The organism is Vibrio sp. (genome assembly GCF_984391705.1).
The window spans coordinates 1-20,622 of the sequence record NZ_CFHWOM010000021.1 but is presented as its reverse complement, the minus strand read 5'-3'; the positions used below and the strand labels follow the sequence as shown (position 1 = coordinate 20,622).

Sequence of the window (20,622 nt, the reverse complement as noted above, 5' to 3'; positions counted from 1 at the left end):
AAAAATAGCTCAATAAGGAAACGAGCAGATGCACAACATCAATAATAAAACCAAAGGGTTATTCACCCTTTCATCAATCGCAGTGGCCATGTTTGGCTCTTCAGTGGTGAATGCTTCACCTCTAATGGGGTTTAATGAGGCAGACTTGCCAACTAAATACATCGTTAAATTTAAGGAAGATGCGCCAGTGCCGTTTTCACGCTCAGGTGAGGCTTTAATGGCCCCAACAGAGGTGCGTGAAAATATATTGCAAGCGGTGCAAGCACGTCAGGTTGAGAGGCTAGGCTCAGACACGATTTACAGCGTCGAGATGGATGACAGTGAAGTGTCTAACTTACGTGGTAACACGCAAGTTGAGTATGTCGAGGTGGATCCGCCGCGCTACCTACTGAGTGAGACAACACCATGGGGTTTTAACGCGGTGAACGCGCAGCTTCTTAGTGACGCCAATGCGGGAAATCGCACTGTGTGTATTATCGACTCGGGCTACGATCTTAGCCACAACGATTTGAGCGGTAACCGTGTGACTGGAACCAACGACAGTGGCACGGGCTCTTGGAGTTCTCCAGGTAACAACAATGCGCACGGCACTCACGTTGCGGGCACCATCGCGGCTATCGCTAACACGGAAGGTGTGAAAGGCGTGATGCCAAATCAAAACGTTAATCTGCACATTGTAAAAGTGTTCAATGAATCGGGTTGGGGCTACTCGTCAAGCCTAGTTAAAGCGATTCAAACCTGTGCGGACAACAATGCAGATGTGGTCAACATGAGTCTAGGGGGCAGTCAGTCGAGCCGCACGGAACAAAACGCGTTGCAAGATCTGTATGACCAAGGCGTATTGCTGATCGCGGCGGCGGGTAACTCTGGTAATACCGCACACAGCTATCCTGCGTCTTACGATGCGGTGATGTCAGTTGCAGCGGTCGATACTAATAACGATCACGCAGCGTTCTCTCAAGCGACTGACCAAGTCGACATCGCAGCTCCGGGTGTTGCGGTACTGTCGACCGTTACGGTTGGCGAGGGGGTTCTTTCTGATATTACCATCGGCGGTGTGAGCAACTTTGATCGCGGTGTGGTGCCACATAACCGTAAGAGCAAAACATCGGGCAGCTATGTGTCGGATCCTGTTGCTGGCAGCGTGACTGGCGCGCTGGCAAGTTGTGATATCTCATCGGGCAGTTACAACTGTGGTGATATGAGCGACAAAGTCTGTTTGACTGAACGTATCGAAAACCAACGCAGCGGCGTTCGCCCGGAAATTGATCCTGTCAAAGCGTGTTACAACGCAGGCGCGAAAGCGGCGATTGTTTACAGTAACGCTGATTTGCCAGGTTTACAGAACCCATTTGTACTCGATGATTACGATCGCTACCGCTTGGTGTCGATTACGGTTGACCGAGAGTTTGGTCTCGAGCTTGCTGGCCAAGTAGGTCAAGAGGTGACGGTATCGACGACGACAGGGGAAGATTACGAGTACTACAACGGTACATCAATGGCAACGCCGCACGTGGCGGGTGTTGCTGGCTTGGTATGGAGCTACCATCCAACCTGTACCGCGCAGCAAGTGCGTAAAGCGCTAACCGCGAGTGCGACAGATATTGATGTCGCAGGTCGTGATAACCGTACTGGTTATGGTCTAGTGAATGCTGATGCCGCCAAGACATATTTAGACGCGGGCTGTAATGGTCCAGATGGTGGTCAGACGGACAATGTTCTGGAAAACGGTGTTGCAAAAGGCCCGCTATCAGGCGCATCTAAATCAGGCATCTTATTTACCTTTGACGTTCCAGCCGATGCCACGCAAGCCAGCTTTACGCTAGCAGGCGGCAGTGGTGATGCAGACATGTACGTACGCTTTGAAGGCACGCCAACAACGCGCACTTACGACTGTCGTTCATGGGAAAGTGGTAACAATGAGAGCTGCACGCTCAATGTGACGTCAGCAGGCACTTATCAAGTTCTGATTGATGGTTACTCTGCCTATTCTGGTGCGACGTTAACGGCAACTCACAATGGCAGTACGGGCGGTGGCAACTCTGGTGGTGAAGCGCCATCAAGCTACAGCAATACCAACGCGGTGAGCATCCCAGATAACAGTGCGTTAGGTGTTGTTAGCGATATTGATGTTTTGCGCTCGGGCGATTCAGGCACGGTTTCGATTGATGTTGATATTAGCCACAGCTACATTGGTGACCTTAAAGTAACGCTGACGTCGCCAACTGGCGGTCAAGTGGTGCTGCACGAAAATACGGGTGGTTCGGCAAACGATATTAACACCAGCTACCAAGTGGATTTCACTGGTTTTGAGTCCAAAGGTAAGTGGGAGCTTAAAGCAGTCGACAGTGCTCGCCAAGATACCGGTACGATCAACAGTTGGACACTATCCTTTCAGTAAGGAGTCAATATGAAGAAGCAAATCGTGGCAAGTGCGCTGTTTATGGTGCTTGCTGGTGGTGTAACGACACTGGTTGTCGCGGGCAACTCGGCGTTTCCTCCGGTGGATGACCGCGTCGCAGAGGCTGAGCAGCAAATGCCTCGTTTCTTTGTGAAGTATTATCCAGAAAAAGAAGAGCAAGCGCGTGCGCTTCTTCAGCAACATCAACTGGAGATTGTGGAAACCCTGAGCAAGCAAGAGGTGTTTGTGGTGAAGGGAAACAAAGATAAGCTCGATCAGCTCATCAGTAGTGAGTTCATTGATTACATTGAGCCCGAGCCCATCCGCAGTTTGTACTCTCAATAAGCAAAACGCCCCGTTTGGGGCGTTTTTCGTCTCTTGTCTATTCGCTTGGCAGTTCTTTGGCGACTTGACCAAGGGTGTCGATAATAACATCGATGTGCTGTTTTTCGATGATAAGCGGCGGCGACAAGGCGATGGTGTTACCCATGCTGCGCACCATAACGCCCTTGTCATAACAACGCTTCAAAATATCGAAACCAATCGGCTTACCATGAGCGGGCTGGGCAAACTGTACCGCGCCAATCAAGCCATAGTTACGAATGTCGACGATAGAGCCGACCCCTTTAAGTGAGTGCAGACCCTGCTCAAAGTATTGGCCGATTTCACCACTGGCTCTATTAAGTAGTCCTTCCTGCTCGTAGATATCGAGCGTCGCCAAACCCGCCGCACAAGCCACCGGATGACCGGAATAGGTGTAACCATGGAAGAACTCAACGCTGCCTTGTGGGGCACTGTTGACGACCGTTTGATAGATCTCGTCTTGAGCGAATACCGCGCCGAGTGGCACAACGCCACTACTGATGCCTTTCGCTGAGGTAATCAAATCAGGAATCACATCAAACTCCTCGGCCGCAAATGCAGAGCCAAGGCGCCCCCATCCGGTAATCACTTCATCGAAAATCAAAACAATATCGTGTTGAGTACAGATTTCGCGTAAACGGCGCAGGTAACCCTTTGGCGGGAGGATAACACCGCCCGCTCCTGAGATAGGTTCAACAATCACGGCTGCGATGGAGTCTGCGCCATGGAATTGAATGAGTCTTTCTAGTTGCTCGGCTTTTTCTACCCCATGTTCAGGCAGGCCGCGGCTAAAGGCGTTACGTTCAATATCGAGCGTATGATCCAGATGGTCGGTTGGCAGCAGTGGGCCAAAGCCTTTGCGGTTTGGCGTTAAACCTCCCACAGAAATGCCGCCAAAGTTCACGCCATGGTAGCCAAGCTCGCGACCAATCAATTTGAACTTTCCGGTGTTGCCTTTGGCTTGTTGGTAAGCCAGTGCGATTTTTAGGGCGCTTTCGACGGCTTCAGAACCAGAGTTAGTAAAGAAGACTTTGTTTAGCCCCGGCGGTGTGTATTTAACCAATCGCTCGGCGAACTCAAACCCAATGTCGTGACCAAAGTTAAACGGCGAGCTGTAATCCAACTCGGCCACTTGTTTTGCCATCGCCTCGCCAATTTCTTTGCGCCCATGACCGGCGTTGACACACCAAAGGCCGGCGGTAGCGTCAAGCAGTTGGGTATTTTGGTCTGAGTAGCAATACATGCCTTCAGCACGATTAATGATACGAGGGTTCTGTTTGAAATCGCGGTTCGCGGTAAATGGCATCCAGAAGGCATCGTAACTGACTTTTCTTTCCATGTTCGACAAGCTCTGCGGTTGTTAATGTTGCAGAGATGTTATCGATGCCAGTAGAGCGGTAAAATCACGTGCGATAAATATAAAGGTTTAGAGGCATCAAACTTTCTCTGTTTCGCTTTGCTTTATCGTGCCTTGGAGAAAATCGACAAAGGCTTTTGCAGCGGTCGATAGATAGTGGCTCGATTTCCAACCAATGCCCAGTTGCAAAGGGATCGGCGGGTCAAATGGGATCGCTTTTAGCTCGGGATCATCGGCGACCAAAATGGGCAGGCAGGTGCCAATTCCGACTTGTCGCCTAACCATGGATTTGAGCAGTTCAGGGAGGTTGGTCTCAAAATGCACTTGCGGGGTGAGTTTGTTTTGCTGGCAATAGCTGTTCACCGTTTCACGCAAAAAGTAGCCGTTTTTAAACAGCACTAAAGGTTGTTGGCAAAACTCATCAAGGGTGATGGCGCTGCGCTTTGCGAAAGGGTGAGAGATAGGTACACAAGCGGCGATTTGATCTTGAGCGAGCAAACTTTGGCGGATTTGTTCGTGCTCGCGATCGCCACGAATAAGGGCCAAGTCAAGCTCACCGTTAACCAGCATTTGTGCCAATGTTGCGGTCCCTGCCTCGTGAATGTTGATTTGAATACCAGGGTAGGCTTTTTTGAACTGCTCTAACGCATCGGGCAGAAAGTAAGAGGCGAGCATTGCCGGGGCACCAAACTTGATCACTCCGCTTGTCAGCCCTTTGAGCTCTTGGAGCTCTTTTTCCGCTTGTTCGACATCTTCCAAAATGATTTTGGCGTGGCGCAGTAGCACTTGGCCTTCGGCGGTCAGGCTCATTTGTCGTTCGGTGCGGTTCACCAGTTTTAGACCGAGCTGCTGCTCAAGTTTTTTGATACTAGTACTTAAAGCGGACTGCGCAATCCCTAGTTGATCCGCCGCCTTGGTGAAGTTACCGGTCTTGGCCAGTTGATTGAAATAGTGCAAGCGTTTGAGATCCATTATTAACTCACTATCTATTTTGTATATGAAAACTATACATACCATATATTGTTAATATGATCTCGCAATCGTTATAGTTTTGTTAACTCAAGTGTCGACGCTTAGCCAAAACAACAAATGACGACTACGGCAGGTTTGCTGCTCAGCCAAATAAGGAAGTGAAACAATGAACATTGCGAAGGTTTTTAATCAAAACGTCGAAGAACGTAGCGGGTTTACCATCTCTTTGCACCCAGAAAGCCCACGTTTACAAGTGGTGACGTTAGCCAAAGAAACCTTGGATGCCTTTAGCGATTTAATCCAAAACTACAATTTGCAATCGTTGGAATACAAGCCATTTCTCCGCTTTGCAGTGGCTGATGCATTGGACAAAGCGTGTGATTATCAACTTGGTAAGTTCTTAGTTGAAACGATGGAAGATCGTGAAACTGGCGCGTTTCTACTGGAGCCGTCTGAAGAGGCGAAAGCGGCATTTGACGACAGTGATGAGCAGCGCGACTTCTTTGTCATCTTATCCACTGCGATTTCTCACCTTATCGGGATTCCTAACTTCGACGCCATGTATGGCAAATATTACGCGCGCTTCACAGTAAAAAATGACGACAACAGTGATAGTTACTTGCGTCAAGCGCATCGTCGTATGGAGCTGCACAATGATGGTACTTACGTGAATGAGCGTACCGATTTTGTCCTGATGATGAAAATGGATGAGAAGAACATGCAGATGGGGGACTCGCTGCTGCTTCATGTGGATGATTGGCAAGACCTTGAGCGTTTTTATCATCACCCAATGGCGAAGCAAAACATTGTTTGGGGGGCGCCACCGAGTAAAAACGTTGGCTACACCATCGAGCATCCAGTGTTCTTTGAAGAGGACAAGAATGGTAAACCGCACATGTTGTTCATTGACCAGTTTGCTCAACCACAGAACATGCAGCAAGGGCTCTATTTGCATCAGATGAGCGAGTCACTAGAGAGTGACAGCAACTGTTTCAATGTTCGTGTCAACGTTGGCAGCATGCTGGTGGTACAAAACCACTGTTGGCTGCATGGTCGCGATAAGTTCGTCGCACACGAAGGCTTGAAGCGTGAACTGTTGCGCCAACGCGGTCACTTTACGCGTTAGCGGCTAGCCTCAGAAATGGGGCGTATAGTCAAACGGCTTTGCTGGGGAGTGGTGAAGTCGTTTCGCTATAAACAACAATAACAACGGCAGTGAAGGAGCAGGTAAGCGTGGAAAAAATGTATGACTACATCGTAATTGGTGGTGGCATTGTGGGTGTCTCGACAGCGTGGCAGTTACAAAGTCGCTATCCAGAGAAAACGATATTGCTGATCGAAAAAGAATCGGGCTTTTCGCACCATCAAACTGGTCACAATAGCGGCGTGATTCATGCGGGCGTTTACTATGTTCCGGGCAGTTTAAAGGCAGAGTTTTGTAAAGCAGGCGTGGCAGCGACAACGGATTTTTGCGCCAAACACGATATTCCAGTGGAGAACTGTGGCAAGTTACTGGTGGCTACCTCAGAGCAAGAAGTCGAGCGGATGCAAGCGCTGTACGAACGTTGCCATCAAAATGGCTTAGACGTAGAACTGATCGATCAAGCTGAGCTGAAAAGGCGCGAACCGAACATCGTGGGCTTAGGCGCGATTGCAGTATCGACCACCAGTATTGTCAACTATCGCCAAGTGACGGAAAAAATGGCGCAGGAGTTCGTTGCCGCGGGTGGCGAAGTACAGCTCAACACTCAAGTGACGGGACTGGTGGAAACGCCCGAGAAGATTACGGTCCATGGTGAGTGTCAGCAGCATAGCGTCGATTTTCATGGTCAGTTCTTGGTTGTTTGCTCTGGGCTAATGGCCGACAGATTAACCCGTATGCTGGGCCTCGAAACCGATTTCCAAATTGTGCCTTATCGCGGTGAGTACTATCGCTTGCCTGAGAAGTACAACAACATCGTTAATCACCTTATCTACCCGATCCCTGATCCTGATTTGCCGTTTTTGGGTGTTCACTTAACACGGATGATCGATGGTTCAGTGACGGTTGGCCCCAACGCGGTTCAAGGCTGGAAGCGTGAAGGTTACGGCAAAATTAATTTCAACTTGCGTGATGTGCTCGACATGGTGAGTTTCAGCGGATTTTGGAAAGTGAGCGCCAAACACTTCAAAACAGGCTTAATTGAAACAAAAAACTCGTGGTGGAAACCGGGCTATTTAAAGCTGGTTAATAAATATTGCCCGCAGATCACCGTAGAGGACCTGCAGCCCTACCCAGCGGGTATTCGCGCACAAGCCGTGTTAAAAGATGGCACCTTAGTGCATGACTTTTTGTTTGCGGAAAGTGATCGCAGCTTACATGTATGCAATGCGCCATCGCCTGCGGCCACCTCCGCCATTCCTATCGGCGGTTATATTTGTGACAAAATTGCCACCAAACAGGGGATAGGCAATCCTCAGCAAGATGCAAGTGAGCTTATCCCAGAGGTCGCATAACGATTAAATTCCCATGAGTCAAAAGCCTGAATATCACTTCAGGCTTTTTGCTTTTTGGTGCACACGGCGCACCGCTATTTATTATGCTTGCGGTAGTAATCGCGCATGGTCTTAATAAATAGTGAGCGTACCTTGTTAAGCGCATTGGTCTTTTTGGTAATGGCCATGATCTCAAGGTGGTAGTAGCGACGCTCTGGTGCGATTGTTACCAGCTCACCAGAGTCAACGTAAGGTTTGGCGTAGTGTTCTGGCAAGTAACCAATAAAGCGCGAAGAGAGCAACAGCGCCATGCGAGACTCATAGTTGTATGCAGTGGCTTTGAGGTTCATGTTGGCAAGATGGCCGTTAATGCGCTCTTGGGTTTTCATTCCTGCATAGGCGACGGGGAAGCCGTCAATGATCTCATCAGTCAGTTCGTCATCAGACAGCGCCGCCAACGGATTCTCTTTACTCGCATAAAGGTAGCAAATGTCGGTATAGATATGTTCGTATTCCAATCCATCCAACTCACGGTGAAAAGGAATAAAGCCAATATCAGCCTCTTCTTGCATCACCATGCGCTCAATTTCTGTCATCCGAGCGACTTCAGCGGTGAGATAAACTTCTTGTGCCAATTTTGAAAACTTACCAACCACCTCAGGAATGCAGGCTCGTTGATCTAAACTGATGGTGTCACTAAACAGGACTGTCAGGCTGCCTGACAGCTGTATGTCTAGGTGATTGATCGTGTTTCGAAAATCCTCCAGTTCGCCGAGCAGTTTGACTGTCGCTTCATAGACAACCACGCCTTCTTCGGTTAACGCAAAGCCAGAACGGCCACGGCGGCAGAGGATGAGATTAAGTCGAGACTCCAAGTTTGAAATGTGGATACTGATGGTGGAGCGGCTGATATTCAGCTCGGTTTCCGCCGCAGAAAAGCCACCGCAATCTGCGACAACTTTAAAGATTTTGAGTTGTTTGATTTCGTAGTCACCAATTTGACCGACAGGCGAAGGGTTTTTAGTCATAGTTTTAGGCTCATAAAACTTCATGTTTAGCCAAGGGCATTTATATTCCTCGGCTGTTTGTTATTATTTTGTTATGTGTTTTGGTGATTATGCGCGATTTAGATTGATTAATCTTTGACGTTGATAATATTTATAACAGTAGGAATCTAAGTGATGAGAGATTTGGTTCTATCCCAAGGTTGGATAAACGGAGAATGGGTCGATGCTAACGATGGTAAGCGAGTCGAGGTACTCAATCCCGCGACCGGAGATGTCATTACCACTGTTCCAGATATGGGAAAAGTGGAGTCGGAAGCCGCGGTTAACGCAGCACATACCGCATTCCAAGAGTGGCGTAAAACCACAGCGAAGCATCGTGCGGGATTACTCAAACGTTGGTTTGACTTGATTGTTGAAAACGCGGATGGGCTCGCTAAGTTGCTGACCAGTGAGCAAGGCAAACCTTATAAGGAAGCCTACGGAGAAGTGATGTATGGCGCGTCGTTTATCGAATGGTTCGCTGAAGAAGCGAAGCGAATGTACGGCGATGTGATTCCTGCTGCCAACCCTAACAATCGCTACATGACCATAAAACAACCCGTCGGTGTTGTGAGTGCCATTACGCCGTGGAACTTTCCGGTTGCGATGATCACCCGCAAAGTCGGCCCTGCGCTCGCGGCGGGCTGTACTGTGGTGGTAAAACCTGGTGAAGATACGCCGCTGTGTGCATTGGCGATGGCTTCTCTTGCTGAGCAAGCAGGCATTCCTAAAGGGGTGATTAACGTGGTGACTACGTCTCGCCCAGCCGAAGTTGGCGAGGTACTGTGCTGCCATCCTTTAGTTCGTAAGGTGTCATTTACGGGGTCCACTCCCGTTGGCAAACTGATTTTGCGTCAAGCGGCTGATACGGTGAAAAAGGTCTCCCTTGAGCTAGGCGGTAACGCGCCATTTATTGTTTTTGAGGACGCAGATCTAGACAAAGCAGTGCAGGGCGCGTTGATTTCCAAGTATCGTAATGCCGGTCAAACCTGCGTTTGTACCAACCGTTTGTACATCCATGATGCGATTTACGATGAATTTGTACAGCGCTATACCCAAGCCGTGAGTGAGCTGAAAGTTGGCCAAGGTCTCGCTGAGGGAACGGACATCGGGCCTCTGATTAATCAAAAAGCCATCGACAAAGTGGACGAGCTGGTGGCAACGGCGCAGCAACAAGGTGCCCAGTTAGTGCTAGGCGGCGCGGTCTCATCGGTCGGTGAGCACTATTATCAACCGACGATTTTAACTAATGTGACCGAAGCGATGGATATTGCGCATCAGGAGTTGTTTGGCCCGGTCTCTACGATATTCCGCTTCGATAATGAAGAAGATGTGATCCGCCGAGCCAATGACACCCCATTTGGTCTGGCTGCCTATTTTTATACCCAAAACCATAGCCGCGTATGGCGAGTGAGTGAGGCGCTGGAATACGGCATTATCGGCATCAATGAAGGCATTATCTCAACCGAAGTTGCGCCGTTTGGTGGAGTGAAAGAGTCTGGTAGCGGGCGTGAAGGATCCAAATACGGTATTGATGATTATTTAGAGATCAAATACCTCTGTCACGGGTTGTAATCAGCTCGTTTAAAACAGTTTCCCTATCATTGTTAGTTTGTTCAGGCCCCTTGGGGTTCATGCTTTTAGCAGCACTTCGGTGCTGCTTTTTTTGTTTTTGTATTTTGCAACAGATGCATAGATAAGCACCAAAAATGAAAAGGTTTGATGATGGTAAAACTTTAGGTGGATAAATATGAATTTAATAAATGTAAATGAATTGTAATTATTTCTAACAAGGTGACAACGAGGAAGAGAAATGTCACGTCAATACTGTGCCTGACTCAGTCAGAGTAAACAGGAATAATTCAAGGAGAACCTTCATGTTTAAAACCTTACGCAAGCTGCACTCAAAAAGCATTACCAAGACGGTCGCAGGGTACGCACTGGCCATTTCCAGTACCTTTTTTACTGCGTCGCAAGCCTTTGCCGCTGAGCATAACTGGCGTTTTGTAAACCTTTATTCACGCGGTACCGCTTATGGTGAGGTGTATAAAAGCTTTGCGGAAAATATTGAAGCGATGTCGAACGGCCGAATCTCAGTACAAGTTATCTATGCCGGAGAAGGCGTTGGACAAACTGGCGTTCTTGGCTCGGTGAAATCTGGCTTAATGACTATGGGAGCGCCTTTTCAGCCAATGCATGCGGGTGAGTTTCCTGCCGGCGTGGTGGAAGTTGGTCTACCGGGAATGACGGACGATGTCGGTGAACTCAGCGCGCTATTTCACGAAAAAGGTTGGGGTGACGTTTTAGAAGAGGCTTATGACAAACAAAACCTTGTTTGGCTAGAACCTTACATTCAGTTGCCAGTTTACGTATTAACCAAAAAGCCGATTAACTCCGTTGAAGAGTTTAAAGGGCTGAAGATCCGCGCGCCGGGTGCATACGGTAAGTTCCTTCGCAATTTGGGCGCTTCACCTGCCTCACTTTCTTGGAGTGAAATCTACACCAGCCTAGCCACTGGGGTTATTGATGGCTCAATTGGCAGTAACCTCATCGACCACCGAGATGGTAACCACGTCGAAGTTGCGAAGTACATGTACCGCTTACCGATTGCTGGCGCTCAAGCGTTGCCAATCGTGGTGAACAAAAGCGCGTGGAACAAACTTCCTGAAGATCTACAAGCGATCGTTCGAGCGGCTAGCGCAGTACACGCTCGTGAGCAGATGACGAAGTCGAGACTGTGGGAGTCTCAAGCTATCGCAGATATGGAAGCGAAAGGCATGAAGTGGAGCCCAGAGCCAAGTGCTGAAGATGTGGCGAAATGGAACGATGCGGCAGGCTCACTGTGGACCGAATACGCCGACTCAGACAAGTACAGCCAACGTCTAATTAAGATTGTACAAAATAACTAGGGTGTGCTGACCTTTTGAGCTGACTTTTGCAGCTGTTTGTGGGTGTTTTATACAAGGCAGAGGCTTTGAACTGTAGTTACTCTACCTGATAAGCCGATAACGCTGTAGAAAGCGCCCACAAATGCTGCCCGAAGGGTTCGGCTAAAAGCGTTTTACTTTTTGTTGAGAGGTATTTTGCTTGGTGTAACTAGGCGGAAAACAACTAGTCGTTCGCTTCTCTCGGCAAATAAACGCTTTTATCTCGAACAAAATTTAACCGCTAAAGGTTAACACACCCTAATAATTTGCCCACTTCGCTTTGTTCAAATCTTGGGGTAGATGTCGAATTACAGGCGAAGTGGTCAATCTAGGGGGCTTGCCCCCTTTTCTCATTTGCTGGCAGGGATAGCGTCTATGTTAAGTAAGGTTTTGGCAGCGTATTGCCTTGGTATTAATCGCTTGGTTTATTGGATTGGTGTGTCCGCATCGGTATTGATGCCGATATTAGCACTCACCGTTGCCTTTGAAGTGTTCTCTCGTTACGTGCTTGGTAAACCCACTATTTGGGCATATGACGTGTCATTGTTTCTGTTTGGCTATATTGCTGCGTTGGGTGGCGCGTTAGCCCAGCAGAATAAAGCGCACATCAATGTGGATGTGTTCTACCTTTCCGTTTCTATGCGCGTTCGCTCGCTGTTTAATCTCGTTTCTTATTCACTGGCAATCTTCTTCTTGTCGGTTGTGCTGATGATGGCACTGGGCAAGTTTGAAGAAGCGATTGAGTTTAACTATCGACGCCAATCTGAGTGGGCTCCGTCTATGGCTCATTTCTGGGTGATGATGATGGTGGCATGCGGCGCATTTATTGTTCAATTTACCAGTGACATGCTCCAAGACCTTTACTACGTGGTGACGGGAAAGTCGCTGATTGAACAGCAGGTTGAAGAGCAACAACCAAGCGAAAGCTTACTTGAACAGGCGGGGGATGTATGAGTATTGAAGTATTAACCCTGCTGTTAATCGGCTGTATTTTATTTAGTTTTGCACTCGGTGCGCCGGTTGGCCTTGCTCTGGGCGGCATTGCTATGGGAATGGGGTACATGACGTGGGGAGAGGGAATTTTTAACCTTGTACCCACTACGATAGAAAGTAATTTTTTCAGTTTTATCTTGCTCGCTATTCCGCTTTACATCTACATGGGGCAATTGCTGACTCGCTCTGGTATTGGGGATGCGATGTTCAACGCCAGCCAAATGGTGATAGGCCGTTTGCGAGGATCGCTGGCGATCAGCGTGATCGGCGTTTGCTCAATGATTGGGGCGATGGTTGGCATCATCGGTGCGGGCATCATGACTTCAGGCAGTATCGCGCTCAAGCCAATGCTTGAAAGAGGGTATGACAAGCGATTGGCTCTCGGGGTCATTATGGCGGGCGGTGGTTTGGGGATTCTGATCCCGCCGAGCATCCCGATGATAATGTATGCCGCGACGACGCAAAACTCGGTTGGGCGTATGTTTCTTGCCGCCATCATCCCCGCGCTTATCTCGATCAGCTTACTGATTGCTTATGTCATTATTAGTTGCAAGCTCAATCCAAAAAAAGCGCCGTTAGGCACAGGTGTGGAAAGCAGCATGACAGGCAAAGAGAAGGTGCGAACGGCTCGTGATGGTTTGTTCTCATTGTTGCTGATTGTTGCTGTACTTGGCAGCATTATAACGGGGATTGCGACGCCCACAGAGTCGGGAGCAATTGGTGTGGTTGGCGCCATTTTGCTTGCGGTGATCTTTAAACGCTTCCGTTTTGAGATGTTTAAGTCTTCTGGGTTTGAAACGGCCATGTTGGTCAGCGTGTCGATGTGGATCATTCTTGGCGCATCTTTATTTAGTAATTTCCACATGCTCAGTGGCGTGCAAAATATGGTGGCGCAAATTACCCAAGATCTCGGCTTGCCTCCGCTTGGCGTCATCATATTACTGCAGGTTATCATGCTGCTGCTGGGCTTCATCATTGATGAGCTGATCATTGTTTTAATGTGTGCACCACTCTTCACACCGATTGTCGTATCGCTGGGCTATGACCCAATATGGTTTGGTATTTTGATGATTTTGAACATCGAAATCGCGGTCCAAACACCGCCATATGGGTTTGCCCTCTTCTATCTCAAAGGTATTGCGCCACCGGGGGTGAGTATGATGGATATCTACCGTTCGATATTGCCATTTATCTTGCTCAAGCTCTGTGTATTGGTGCTCTGTATGCTGTTCCCTGAAGTGGTGATGTGGCTGCCTAATAAAGTGATGGGAGTAAATTGATATGAGCCTGCAACGAATCTTAATGCCTGTAGATTTGGCTTACCCAGATGTTGTTAAACTAGAGGTCGAAATGGCACTCAAATTGATTGCTGAAGACGGGGTGATCGACATGCTGTATGTGGATGATGCCAGAGTGCACCACAGTATGGTTCCGACGGTGACAGGAAACGCGTTTTCTGAACACCACCTTAGTGCTTTTGACCGCGTACAAACCATGCTTGAACAGCTTGTTCCTCGGCCACATCGGGGCAAAAGCATCGTCAGAAATGGCGTTGTGTTTGATGAAGTCGTGGCTCAAGCCAAACGTTCAAATGCGGATGCCATCGTGATGGCGTCTGCCAAACCTAGGTTACGTTCCTATTTGTTGGGTTCGAATGCCGCCAAAGTGGTGCGTCATGCGCCATGTTCGGTGTTTGTCGTTCGTTAAAAGCTGAACAATAGAGCCTGAGCCGAAACTTGGGCTCTATTTGGAGATTCAGTCTAATCCATTGATTTGCTTAATTAGATCTAAAAACAGCGCTTTGCCAATCGGAATCAGTTGGTCATCGAAGTCGTAGTCCGGGTTGTGAAGCTGTGGGCTAGTTTCTCCTGCGCCTAGGGCAAACATGGCACCTTGTTTCGCGACCGCGGTAAACTGGCCGAAATCTTCTGACCAGCGCATTGGCTCGTCCATCAATATATAGTCAGTATTTGTGTGGCGACATGCAGCCAAGACTCTTTCGCATCCTTCATCGCTATTCACACTCGCTTGGAAGACATCATCGTAAGAAAAGCTCACCTCAAGCCCAGACTCCTTAGCATACAAACGAGCCCAAGTTTCTGCCTGCTCAACCAAGGTTTGCATGCACAAGTTTGTTTCACTGCGTAACGTTGCCATAACCACCGCTTCACCTGGGGAGGTGCCGAACGCCACTTCCCCAAGTTTGGCGTGGATAACCGTCACCCAACTTTTACCCTTGAGCCCTTGCTGTGTAAGTAGTGTTGGCAGTAGGTTGAGCTGTTGAATAATTTGGCACATGGCAATCGCTGGACTAATGCCATCTTCTGGATGGGCTGCGTGTGAGGTTTTTCCACTCAATTTGATGATCAGCCCACGAGAGGCGCAATTGAAGGTGCCGCTTCTTACTGCCACCTTGCCAAGCGCTAGCCCCGGATAATTGTGCAATGCAAAGGCGTAGTCTGGCAGAATCTTGGCAAATTGCGCATCTTTTACCACATCAATGGCACCCGTTCCGGTTTCTTCTGCGGGTTGAAAGCAAAGCACAACGCGCCCTTGTTTCGGTCTTTGATGACTTAACGCTGCTCCTAGCGATGAAACAATCGCCATATGACCGTCGTGACCACATTTGTGGGAAACCCCATCCACGACTGAGCGGTGATCAAACTGATTGATTTCTTGGATGGGCAACGCATCGAGTTCACTACGAATCAATGTAGTAGGGCCCGCCTGCGCGCCATTAAACACAAAGGCTAAACCATGACCGCCCAAGTTTCGATAGGTTTCATCCGGCGAAAATTGCTCGAATAGTGATTCAACGCGTGCAGCTGTATTTGCCTCACAACACGATAATTCAGGGTGTTGATGAAGCTCCTTTCGTAAGTCAGTCAGTTGAGCGTGGGTAAGCATGGGCGGTTCCTAGTTCTGGATCAGAGCAATAAGGTTTTGACTATACGCCGAGCCAAAACCTCAGACATTGATGAGGCTCTGATTATTGAATCTGCCCGGCTTGGCTGAGATATACTTATTCGCCTAAAGCTTCTAACTCTTTTTGCCAAATCGATAGCATCTCTTCGCCAAATAGATAGAAAGAGAGGGTCATGTGGCGATACTCCTCTTGCTTACATACAGTGAGGGCTATTTGGGCGGCTTCTTTAGGCGGATAACCATAAACACCACAAGAAATTGCAGGAAGAGCTACGTTTTCACACCGGTGTTCAACAGCTAGATTAAGAGCACATTGATAGGTTGACCGTAACACTTCGCTAGGGTTTGCAAATCTATCGTATATTGGCCCCACCGCGTGTATCACAAATTGAGCATTCAGGTTTCCCGCAGCAGTAATACGTGCCTCGCCAAAAGGGCAGCGAACCCCGTTGCTTTCTTTTACTGCGTAACAGGCTCGCAAAAGTTCAGGCCCCGCAGCGCGATGTATTGCCCCATCTACTCCGCCGCCCCCAAGCATTCGTGTATTTGCAGCATTGACTATCGCATCAACATTGGCGTTTGTGATATCGCCATTTATAAGTTCAATCTTGGACATGGTTTGCTCTATAAAGGAAGAATTATTGAGAGTGTAGTGGGGGACCTTAAGATAAACTATCAGGGTTTTCGCCGTTATCCGTTATTGGTTTACTCGGCTTTATCTCAACGATGTTGCCCTCAGGATCGGTGAGGTAGATAGAACGACCAAATCCCTGGGCACCGTAGCGTTCAGTAAACTCCGTTACTTGAACCTGTTTTCTAGCAAAATAGTCGAGCAGCTGCTGCTCATCAAACGCAGTAACCTGTAGACAAAAGTGATCCATGTTTCTGCCATTTTGACTGGGTGCTTTTCCACCAAGTTTTCCCAACTCACTGCTGACGGTCACCAAGTCGATCAGTGCACTGCCTGCGCGAAGTTGGGTTAGGCCAATGTCGAGGCGCTCTCGTTCAAGTGTACAGCCTAGTACATCGATATAGAACTCAAGCATGGCACTAAGTTTTGATGTTCTTAATACCACATGATCAATAGCTAGAATTCTCGGAGGGGATAAAAAGCGCATAGCAGCTCTCTGTTTGGTCATCATTAATAGTATATGTACGATTTGCATAGGTTAACTATGAAAGAGTATGCATTTTTCGCTGATTTATTAACCATGATTAAAAAATGGTTAATGGAACTAAAACTAAAGTTTAAGAAAATTATTTTATTTATTTTTGTACATATGTTGCCAAAAGATCGCTGTTACCGAGCCCTCTAGGTGAATGACTTTATTAGGGTTTAAAAGTGCCCAAATGGAGAAAACCGTATCTATGGCTATAAAAGTAAAGGATTTGCTTAAAGAGCCTGTTTTACATATCCAACACTATTGACCAAACTATTTATAACGCCAAGAAATGGATGGGAGATTGGATATGCGTCAAGTGATATACATGAACTTTCGATGGAAGCAGTGGTTGTTAATTCTACTCCTCCCTTTGGCAACCAGTGCACTAGCACAAAAGGATGAGTCAGTAGAACTTCGACCGGGCACAGTAATTTACAAAATAGACGCAAACGCATCCCCCAGTGATCTCAAAGGGCTTAACGCCTTATTGAAAAGTCAGGGACTGGTTTCAGAGCGTACACTGGAAGGCAGCCAAATAGTGATTGCGACGTTTGAGCATCATGGCCGAGAAACAGCGATTGCCAACATCATTGATAAGAGTGGTTATGTTGAGTTTGCTGAACCGGATTATGTGGTCGAACCTACTCTACAGCCAAATGACACTTTTTTTGCTAATCAGTGGCACCACAACAACGTTAATAGTCAGCAAGCATGGGATATTACTACTGGGAGCCACACAGTTTTAGTCGGTGTATGTGATACTGGCTTTGATGTGAATCACCCTGATTTAGGTCCTAATCTACGTACAGATCTTGCTTTTAACGCCCATGATGGCTCGACCAATATTTACGACGCTAATGGCCATGGTACAGGGAGCGCGGGTACGCTAGGCGCGGTTGGCAATAATGGTATTGGCGTTGCAGGTGCGAACTGGGAGGTAGATATTATTCCAGTTCGAATTGCCATTAGTGATGGTAACAGCTCAGCTTATATTTCTACTATGGCGACTTGTATTGAGTACGCCGCTGATAATGGCGCGCGAGTGGTCAATCTAAGCTATGGTGGTATTCAATATGACACCATAGATGCGGCAGCCCAATATCTGCGTTCGAAAAATGGCTTACTGTTTATGTCGGCTGGTAATAGCGGCCAAGAGCACTCCTATCCAGATTTCACCAGCTTTATTGGCGTTGGCGCAACAGACAGAGATGACAGCAGAGCCAGTTTTTCAAGCTGGGGTAATTACGTAGACATTACTGCACCTGGCGTCGATATCGCAACGACCTACCCAGATAACCAGTACGTCTACTATAGTGGTACCTCATTTTCTTCTCCGCTGACGGCTGGTATTGCTGCGTTGATGGTTGCAGCTAACCCTGCGATTACCCCAGCGGAAATTGAAACAGGGCTTTTCTCTACCGCGGTCGATATTGGCGCAGCGGGTGATGATAATGTGTTTGGTCATGGTCTTGTTGATGCATACGCTGCTGTGATGTACGCAATGAACCTCAATAACTTAGAGGCACCTGTGGCTGATATTGTGGTGAGCAGTAACTCTGTGCCATTTGGCAGTTCGGTAGATTTTGATGGCTCGGGTTCAACAGATGGAGACGGTACTATTGTGTCGTATCTATGGGACTTTGGTGATGGCAACACATCCGCGAGTATGATGGCTACGCACACCTATGATCAAGCAGGCAGCTTCCAAGTGAGCTTAACGGTAACTGATGATGATGGGCTTAGTGACTCTGCGTTAACTAATATTCAAGTCACGAACATGCTTCCAACGCCGGTGCTTGAGATCAGTAATCCTTCAAGTAGCTACGACATCGGTGAGGCTATTTTCTTCATTGGATCTAACTCAACCGACCCTGACGGCAACATTGTTAGCTACCTATGGGAGTTTGGCAATGGTGCTACCAGCTCATCCATGGACCCCGAATATGCCTACGCGTCCGCAGGGACTTACACCGTGACTTTAACGGTTACAGATAATGCGGGCTCAGCAAATAGTACCGATGTGATGGTGACGATAGTCGATCCATTTGTGGTTAATGCGCCAACAGGATTAACCGCGAGTGTTGACGGCTTATCCGTGACACTTACCTGGCAAGATAATAGCGCCAATGAAGATGAATATGTGGTCGAGCGCGGGGCTAAATATCGTGGCCGAGTCCGGTTTGAACAAGTTGCCGTGCTACCCATGGATTCAACCAGTTATGTTGATACCGTGCCAAATACAGGGGAGTTCAGCTATCGTATCACTGCGAGAAACACAAACGATGAAGCCACTTCGGATACCATTAAAGTAACGGTGGATTCCAATACTGATCCAGAGCCTGAGCCAGGTGGCTTAGCTGCGCCGACCAATCTTGTTGCGGCTTCAAGCGGAGGCAATGTTAATCTGAGTTGGTCAGATAATTCTGGCGACGAATTAGGTTTCTATATTGAGCGAGGCTTAAAACGCAAAGGTCAAATTGATTTTGCACCAATAGGTCAAGTCGGTGCGAATGAAACCAGCTTTACGGACAGTGAATTCGGCTCATTGCCAAACGGCAATTATGCATATCGTGTTCAAGCGTATAAATCTGGTGAAGTTTCAGGGTACAGCAATACTTCTGAAGTGCGTAAAAAATAGCTTTCTATATCAACCAAAGAGCCTGCTATGTAAGCAGGCTCTTTTTTGTATTCAGGGAAATACTCATTCGATGAATACCTCAATTTAGTGTGGATGTAATCGACGTATTAAATAACGATTAGCAGCCTGCGACTTGGCTAGAGAGCATTGCAAAATTCGATATTCAAGGCACACTACCTCGATACAAGTCTATCTTTTTTGGGAATGCCATGTTTAACCTCAAGCCAGCTTCTATGATGCTCGCTGCTTCGATATTTAGTGCTTCAAGCCTTGCTAAAGTCGCTCCTATCTCACAATGGCAATGTGACATGATGAGTAAGACAAGCGTGTTAGCTCACGGCGCGCCAGTGGGGTGTGAACGCCTATCCAAAGTAGACTTTGAGTTTATCGATTTTCAGGGGCAGTCAAAGCAGGGGAGTGTGATTGTTCTTGATGTCGTTGCGCCTTCAGTTGAGAAAATATTTTCTGATCTCAAGCAGCGAAATTTCCCTCTACACTCTGCTCGCTTAATGCGAGAGTTCAAAGGCGATGATGATGCCTCAATGAACGCCAATAACAGCAGTGCTTTCAACGCGAGGCCAATAACCGGTGGTTCCAGCTGGTCTAAACATGCCTATGGTGTCGCGATTGACATTAACCCAGTGCAAAACCCATTCTTAGAGTTTGGTGATAACGGTACGATTAAGGTTAAGCCGATTCAGTCAGCGACCAAGTACATCAACCGAACTCAGTTTCGTGCTCGCTCAGAACTAAGCCGAACAGGCATGGCGGAAGAGGTGGTTGATCTCTTTGCTTATCATGGTTTTCTAATTTGGGGCGGGGATTGGAACACACCTATCGATACTCAGCACTTTGAAGTTGGCTCAAGGCAGTTCGTAAACCAATTAGTTTCCAAACCTAAGCTTGAAGCGACGAAACTGTTTAACCGTTATGTCGAGTCGTACCGAATGTGCTACCTGCAAAACAAAACGCAAGGGGTAGAGAAAGCGAGAGCGATGTGTGCTTACAAAACGGTGAAAGCATTCTAGTAGAGAATCAAAGACATCAAGGAACAAATCATTCGGCATTTTTGTGTTGGAATAATTGATGTTTTGGATTTAGTTTCATCGGTTTGAGAAGACTCAGGTTTAGTACCTATTTTTAGTACCAACAGCGATAAGTTTAAGTTGTTAAATACAAAAAAGGCGCTAACTCAAAGAGTTAGCGCCTTTCCAAACGTTTGGTGGAGCTGGCGGGAGTTGAACCCGCGTCCAAAAACCATTCATCATTGGTACTACATGCTTAGTCGATCTTTAAATTCACCAAGGACCTGCGAACCGACACGCTAGTAAATGACTATCCTGAATTATAATTCGCCGTTCA

The 20,622-nt window shown here is 47.7% G+C and carries 17 protein-coding genes and 1 other RNA gene; 11 read left to right on the top strand and 7 right to left on the bottom strand.

Translation table 11 applies throughout. The features are described 5' to 3' along the window. Positions 1-28 precede the first annotated feature (28 nt). Together AC4MRV_RS12460 and AC4MRV_RS12455 are read left to right on the top strand one after the other, a co-directional pair. Positions 29-2,401, top strand: coding sequence for a S8 family serine peptidase (locus AC4MRV_RS12460; RefSeq protein ID WP_491187654.1), 2,373 nt, complete (start codon positions 29-31; stop codon positions 2,399-2,401). A 9-nt stretch (positions 2,402-2,410) separates the two neighbouring features. Then, positions 2,411-2,746, top strand: coding sequence for an ATPase (locus AC4MRV_RS12455; protein WP_491187653.1), 336 nt, complete (start codon positions 2,411-2,413; stop codon positions 2,744-2,746). Positions 2,747-2,783: 37 nt separating this feature from the next. On the opposite strand, the gene aptA is transcribed toward AC4MRV_RS12455, so the two are convergent. Further along, positions 2,784-4,103, bottom strand: a complete 1,320-nt coding sequence (gene aptA / locus AC4MRV_RS12450) for an omega-aminotransferase AptA (RefSeq protein WP_491187652.1) — start codon at positions 4,101-4,103, stop codon at positions 2,784-2,786. Between the two features lie 96 nt (positions 4,104-4,199). Next, complete coding sequence (locus AC4MRV_RS12445; RefSeq protein ID WP_491187651.1) at positions 4,200-5,093, bottom strand: LysR family transcriptional regulator; 894 nt, start codon at positions 5,091-5,093, stop codon at positions 4,200-4,202. A gap of 166 nt (positions 5,094-5,259) precedes the next feature. On the opposite strand from AC4MRV_RS12445, the gene glaH reads away from it, so the two are divergent. Both glaH and lhgO read left to right on the top strand, forming a co-directional pair. Then, on the top strand, positions 5,260-6,219 hold the full coding sequence (gene glaH, locus AC4MRV_RS12440) for a glutarate dioxygenase GlaH (protein WP_491187650.1): 960 nt from the start codon (positions 5,260-5,262) through the stop codon (positions 6,217-6,219). Between the two features lie 116 nt (positions 6,220-6,335). Continuing rightward, the gene (gene lhgO / locus AC4MRV_RS12435; RefSeq protein ID WP_491187681.1) at positions 6,336-7,589 is read left to right on the top strand and encodes an L-2-hydroxyglutarate oxidase; all 1,254 of its coding nucleotides are present in this window, start codon (positions 6,336-6,338) and stop codon (positions 7,587-7,589) included. Between the two features lie 74 nt (positions 7,590-7,663). Here lhgO and AC4MRV_RS12430 read toward each other — a convergent pair whose 3' ends face one another. After that, a complete protein-coding gene (locus tag AC4MRV_RS12430) occupies positions 7,664-8,596 on the bottom strand; it encodes a LysR family transcriptional regulator (RefSeq protein WP_038215375.1) in 933 nt (310 codons plus the stop codon). A 153-nt stretch (positions 8,597-8,749) separates the two neighbouring features. On the opposite strand from AC4MRV_RS12430, the gene AC4MRV_RS12425 reads away from it, so the two are divergent. The 5 genes from AC4MRV_RS12425 (at position 8,750) to AC4MRV_RS12405 (ending at position 14,241) form a co-directional block, all read left to right on the top strand. Further along, a complete protein-coding gene (locus tag AC4MRV_RS12425; RefSeq protein WP_491187649.1) occupies positions 8,750-10,189 on the top strand; it encodes an NAD-dependent succinate-semialdehyde dehydrogenase in 1,440 nt (479 codons plus the stop codon). A gap of 302 nt (positions 10,190-10,491) precedes the next feature. Beyond that, positions 10,492-11,523: a TRAP transporter substrate-binding protein gene (locus AC4MRV_RS12420; protein ID WP_491187648.1), complete on the top strand. Its 1,032-nt coding sequence runs from the start codon at positions 10,492-10,494 to the stop codon at positions 11,521-11,523. Positions 11,524-11,916: 393 nt separating this feature from the next. Beyond that, positions 11,917-12,495, top strand: a complete 579-nt coding sequence (locus tag AC4MRV_RS12415; protein WP_038215379.1) for a TRAP transporter small permease subunit — start codon at positions 11,917-11,919, stop codon at positions 12,493-12,495. Further along, positions 12,492-13,814 (top strand): TRAP transporter large permease, encoded by a 1,323-nt coding sequence (locus AC4MRV_RS12410; protein WP_005471561.1) that lies wholly within the window; start codon positions 12,492-12,494, stop codon positions 13,812-13,814. The genes AC4MRV_RS12415 and AC4MRV_RS12410 overlap by 4 nt, the downstream gene beginning before the upstream one ends. A 1-nt stretch (position 13,815) precedes the next feature. Next, a complete protein-coding gene (locus AC4MRV_RS12405; protein WP_038215381.1) occupies positions 13,816-14,241 on the top strand; it encodes a universal stress protein in 426 nt (141 codons plus the stop codon). 48 nt (positions 14,242-14,289) lie between these two features. On the opposite strand, the gene AC4MRV_RS12400 is transcribed toward AC4MRV_RS12405, so the two are convergent. From AC4MRV_RS12400 to AC4MRV_RS12390, 3 genes are all read right to left on the bottom strand, one after another. After that, positions 14,290-15,441, bottom strand: a complete 1,152-nt coding sequence (locus AC4MRV_RS12400; protein ID WP_491187647.1) for an amidohydrolase — start codon at positions 15,439-15,441, stop codon at positions 14,290-14,292. A 115-nt stretch (positions 15,442-15,556) separates the two neighbouring features. Further along, positions 15,557-16,075 (bottom strand): O-acetyl-ADP-ribose deacetylase, encoded by a 519-nt coding sequence (locus AC4MRV_RS12395; protein ID WP_491187646.1) that lies wholly within the window; start codon positions 16,073-16,075, stop codon positions 15,557-15,559. Positions 16,076-16,121: 46 nt separating this feature from the next. Next, the gene (locus AC4MRV_RS12390; protein ID WP_491187645.1) at positions 16,122-16,577 is read right to left on the bottom strand and encodes a VOC family protein; all 456 of its coding nucleotides are present in this window, start codon (positions 16,575-16,577) and stop codon (positions 16,122-16,124) included. Positions 16,578-16,929: 352 nt separating this feature from the next. Here AC4MRV_RS12390 and AC4MRV_RS12385 point away from each other — a divergent pair, with 352 nt between their 5' ends. Together AC4MRV_RS12385 and AC4MRV_RS12380 are read left to right on the top strand one after the other, a co-directional pair. Further along, positions 16,930-19,260: a S8 family serine peptidase gene (locus AC4MRV_RS12385; protein WP_491187644.1), complete on the top strand. Its 2,331-nt coding sequence runs from the start codon at positions 16,930-16,932 to the stop codon at positions 19,258-19,260. Positions 19,261-19,493: 233 nt separating this feature from the next. Next, positions 19,494-20,288, top strand: a complete 795-nt coding sequence (locus AC4MRV_RS12380; protein ID WP_491187680.1) for a M15 family metallopeptidase — start codon at positions 19,494-19,496, stop codon at positions 20,286-20,288. Between the two features lie 192 nt (positions 20,289-20,480). Here AC4MRV_RS12380 and ssrA read toward each other — a convergent pair. Next, positions 20,481-20,622, bottom strand: a transfer-messenger RNA (tmRNA) gene (ssrA, locus tag AC4MRV_RS12375); the annotation flags it as partial.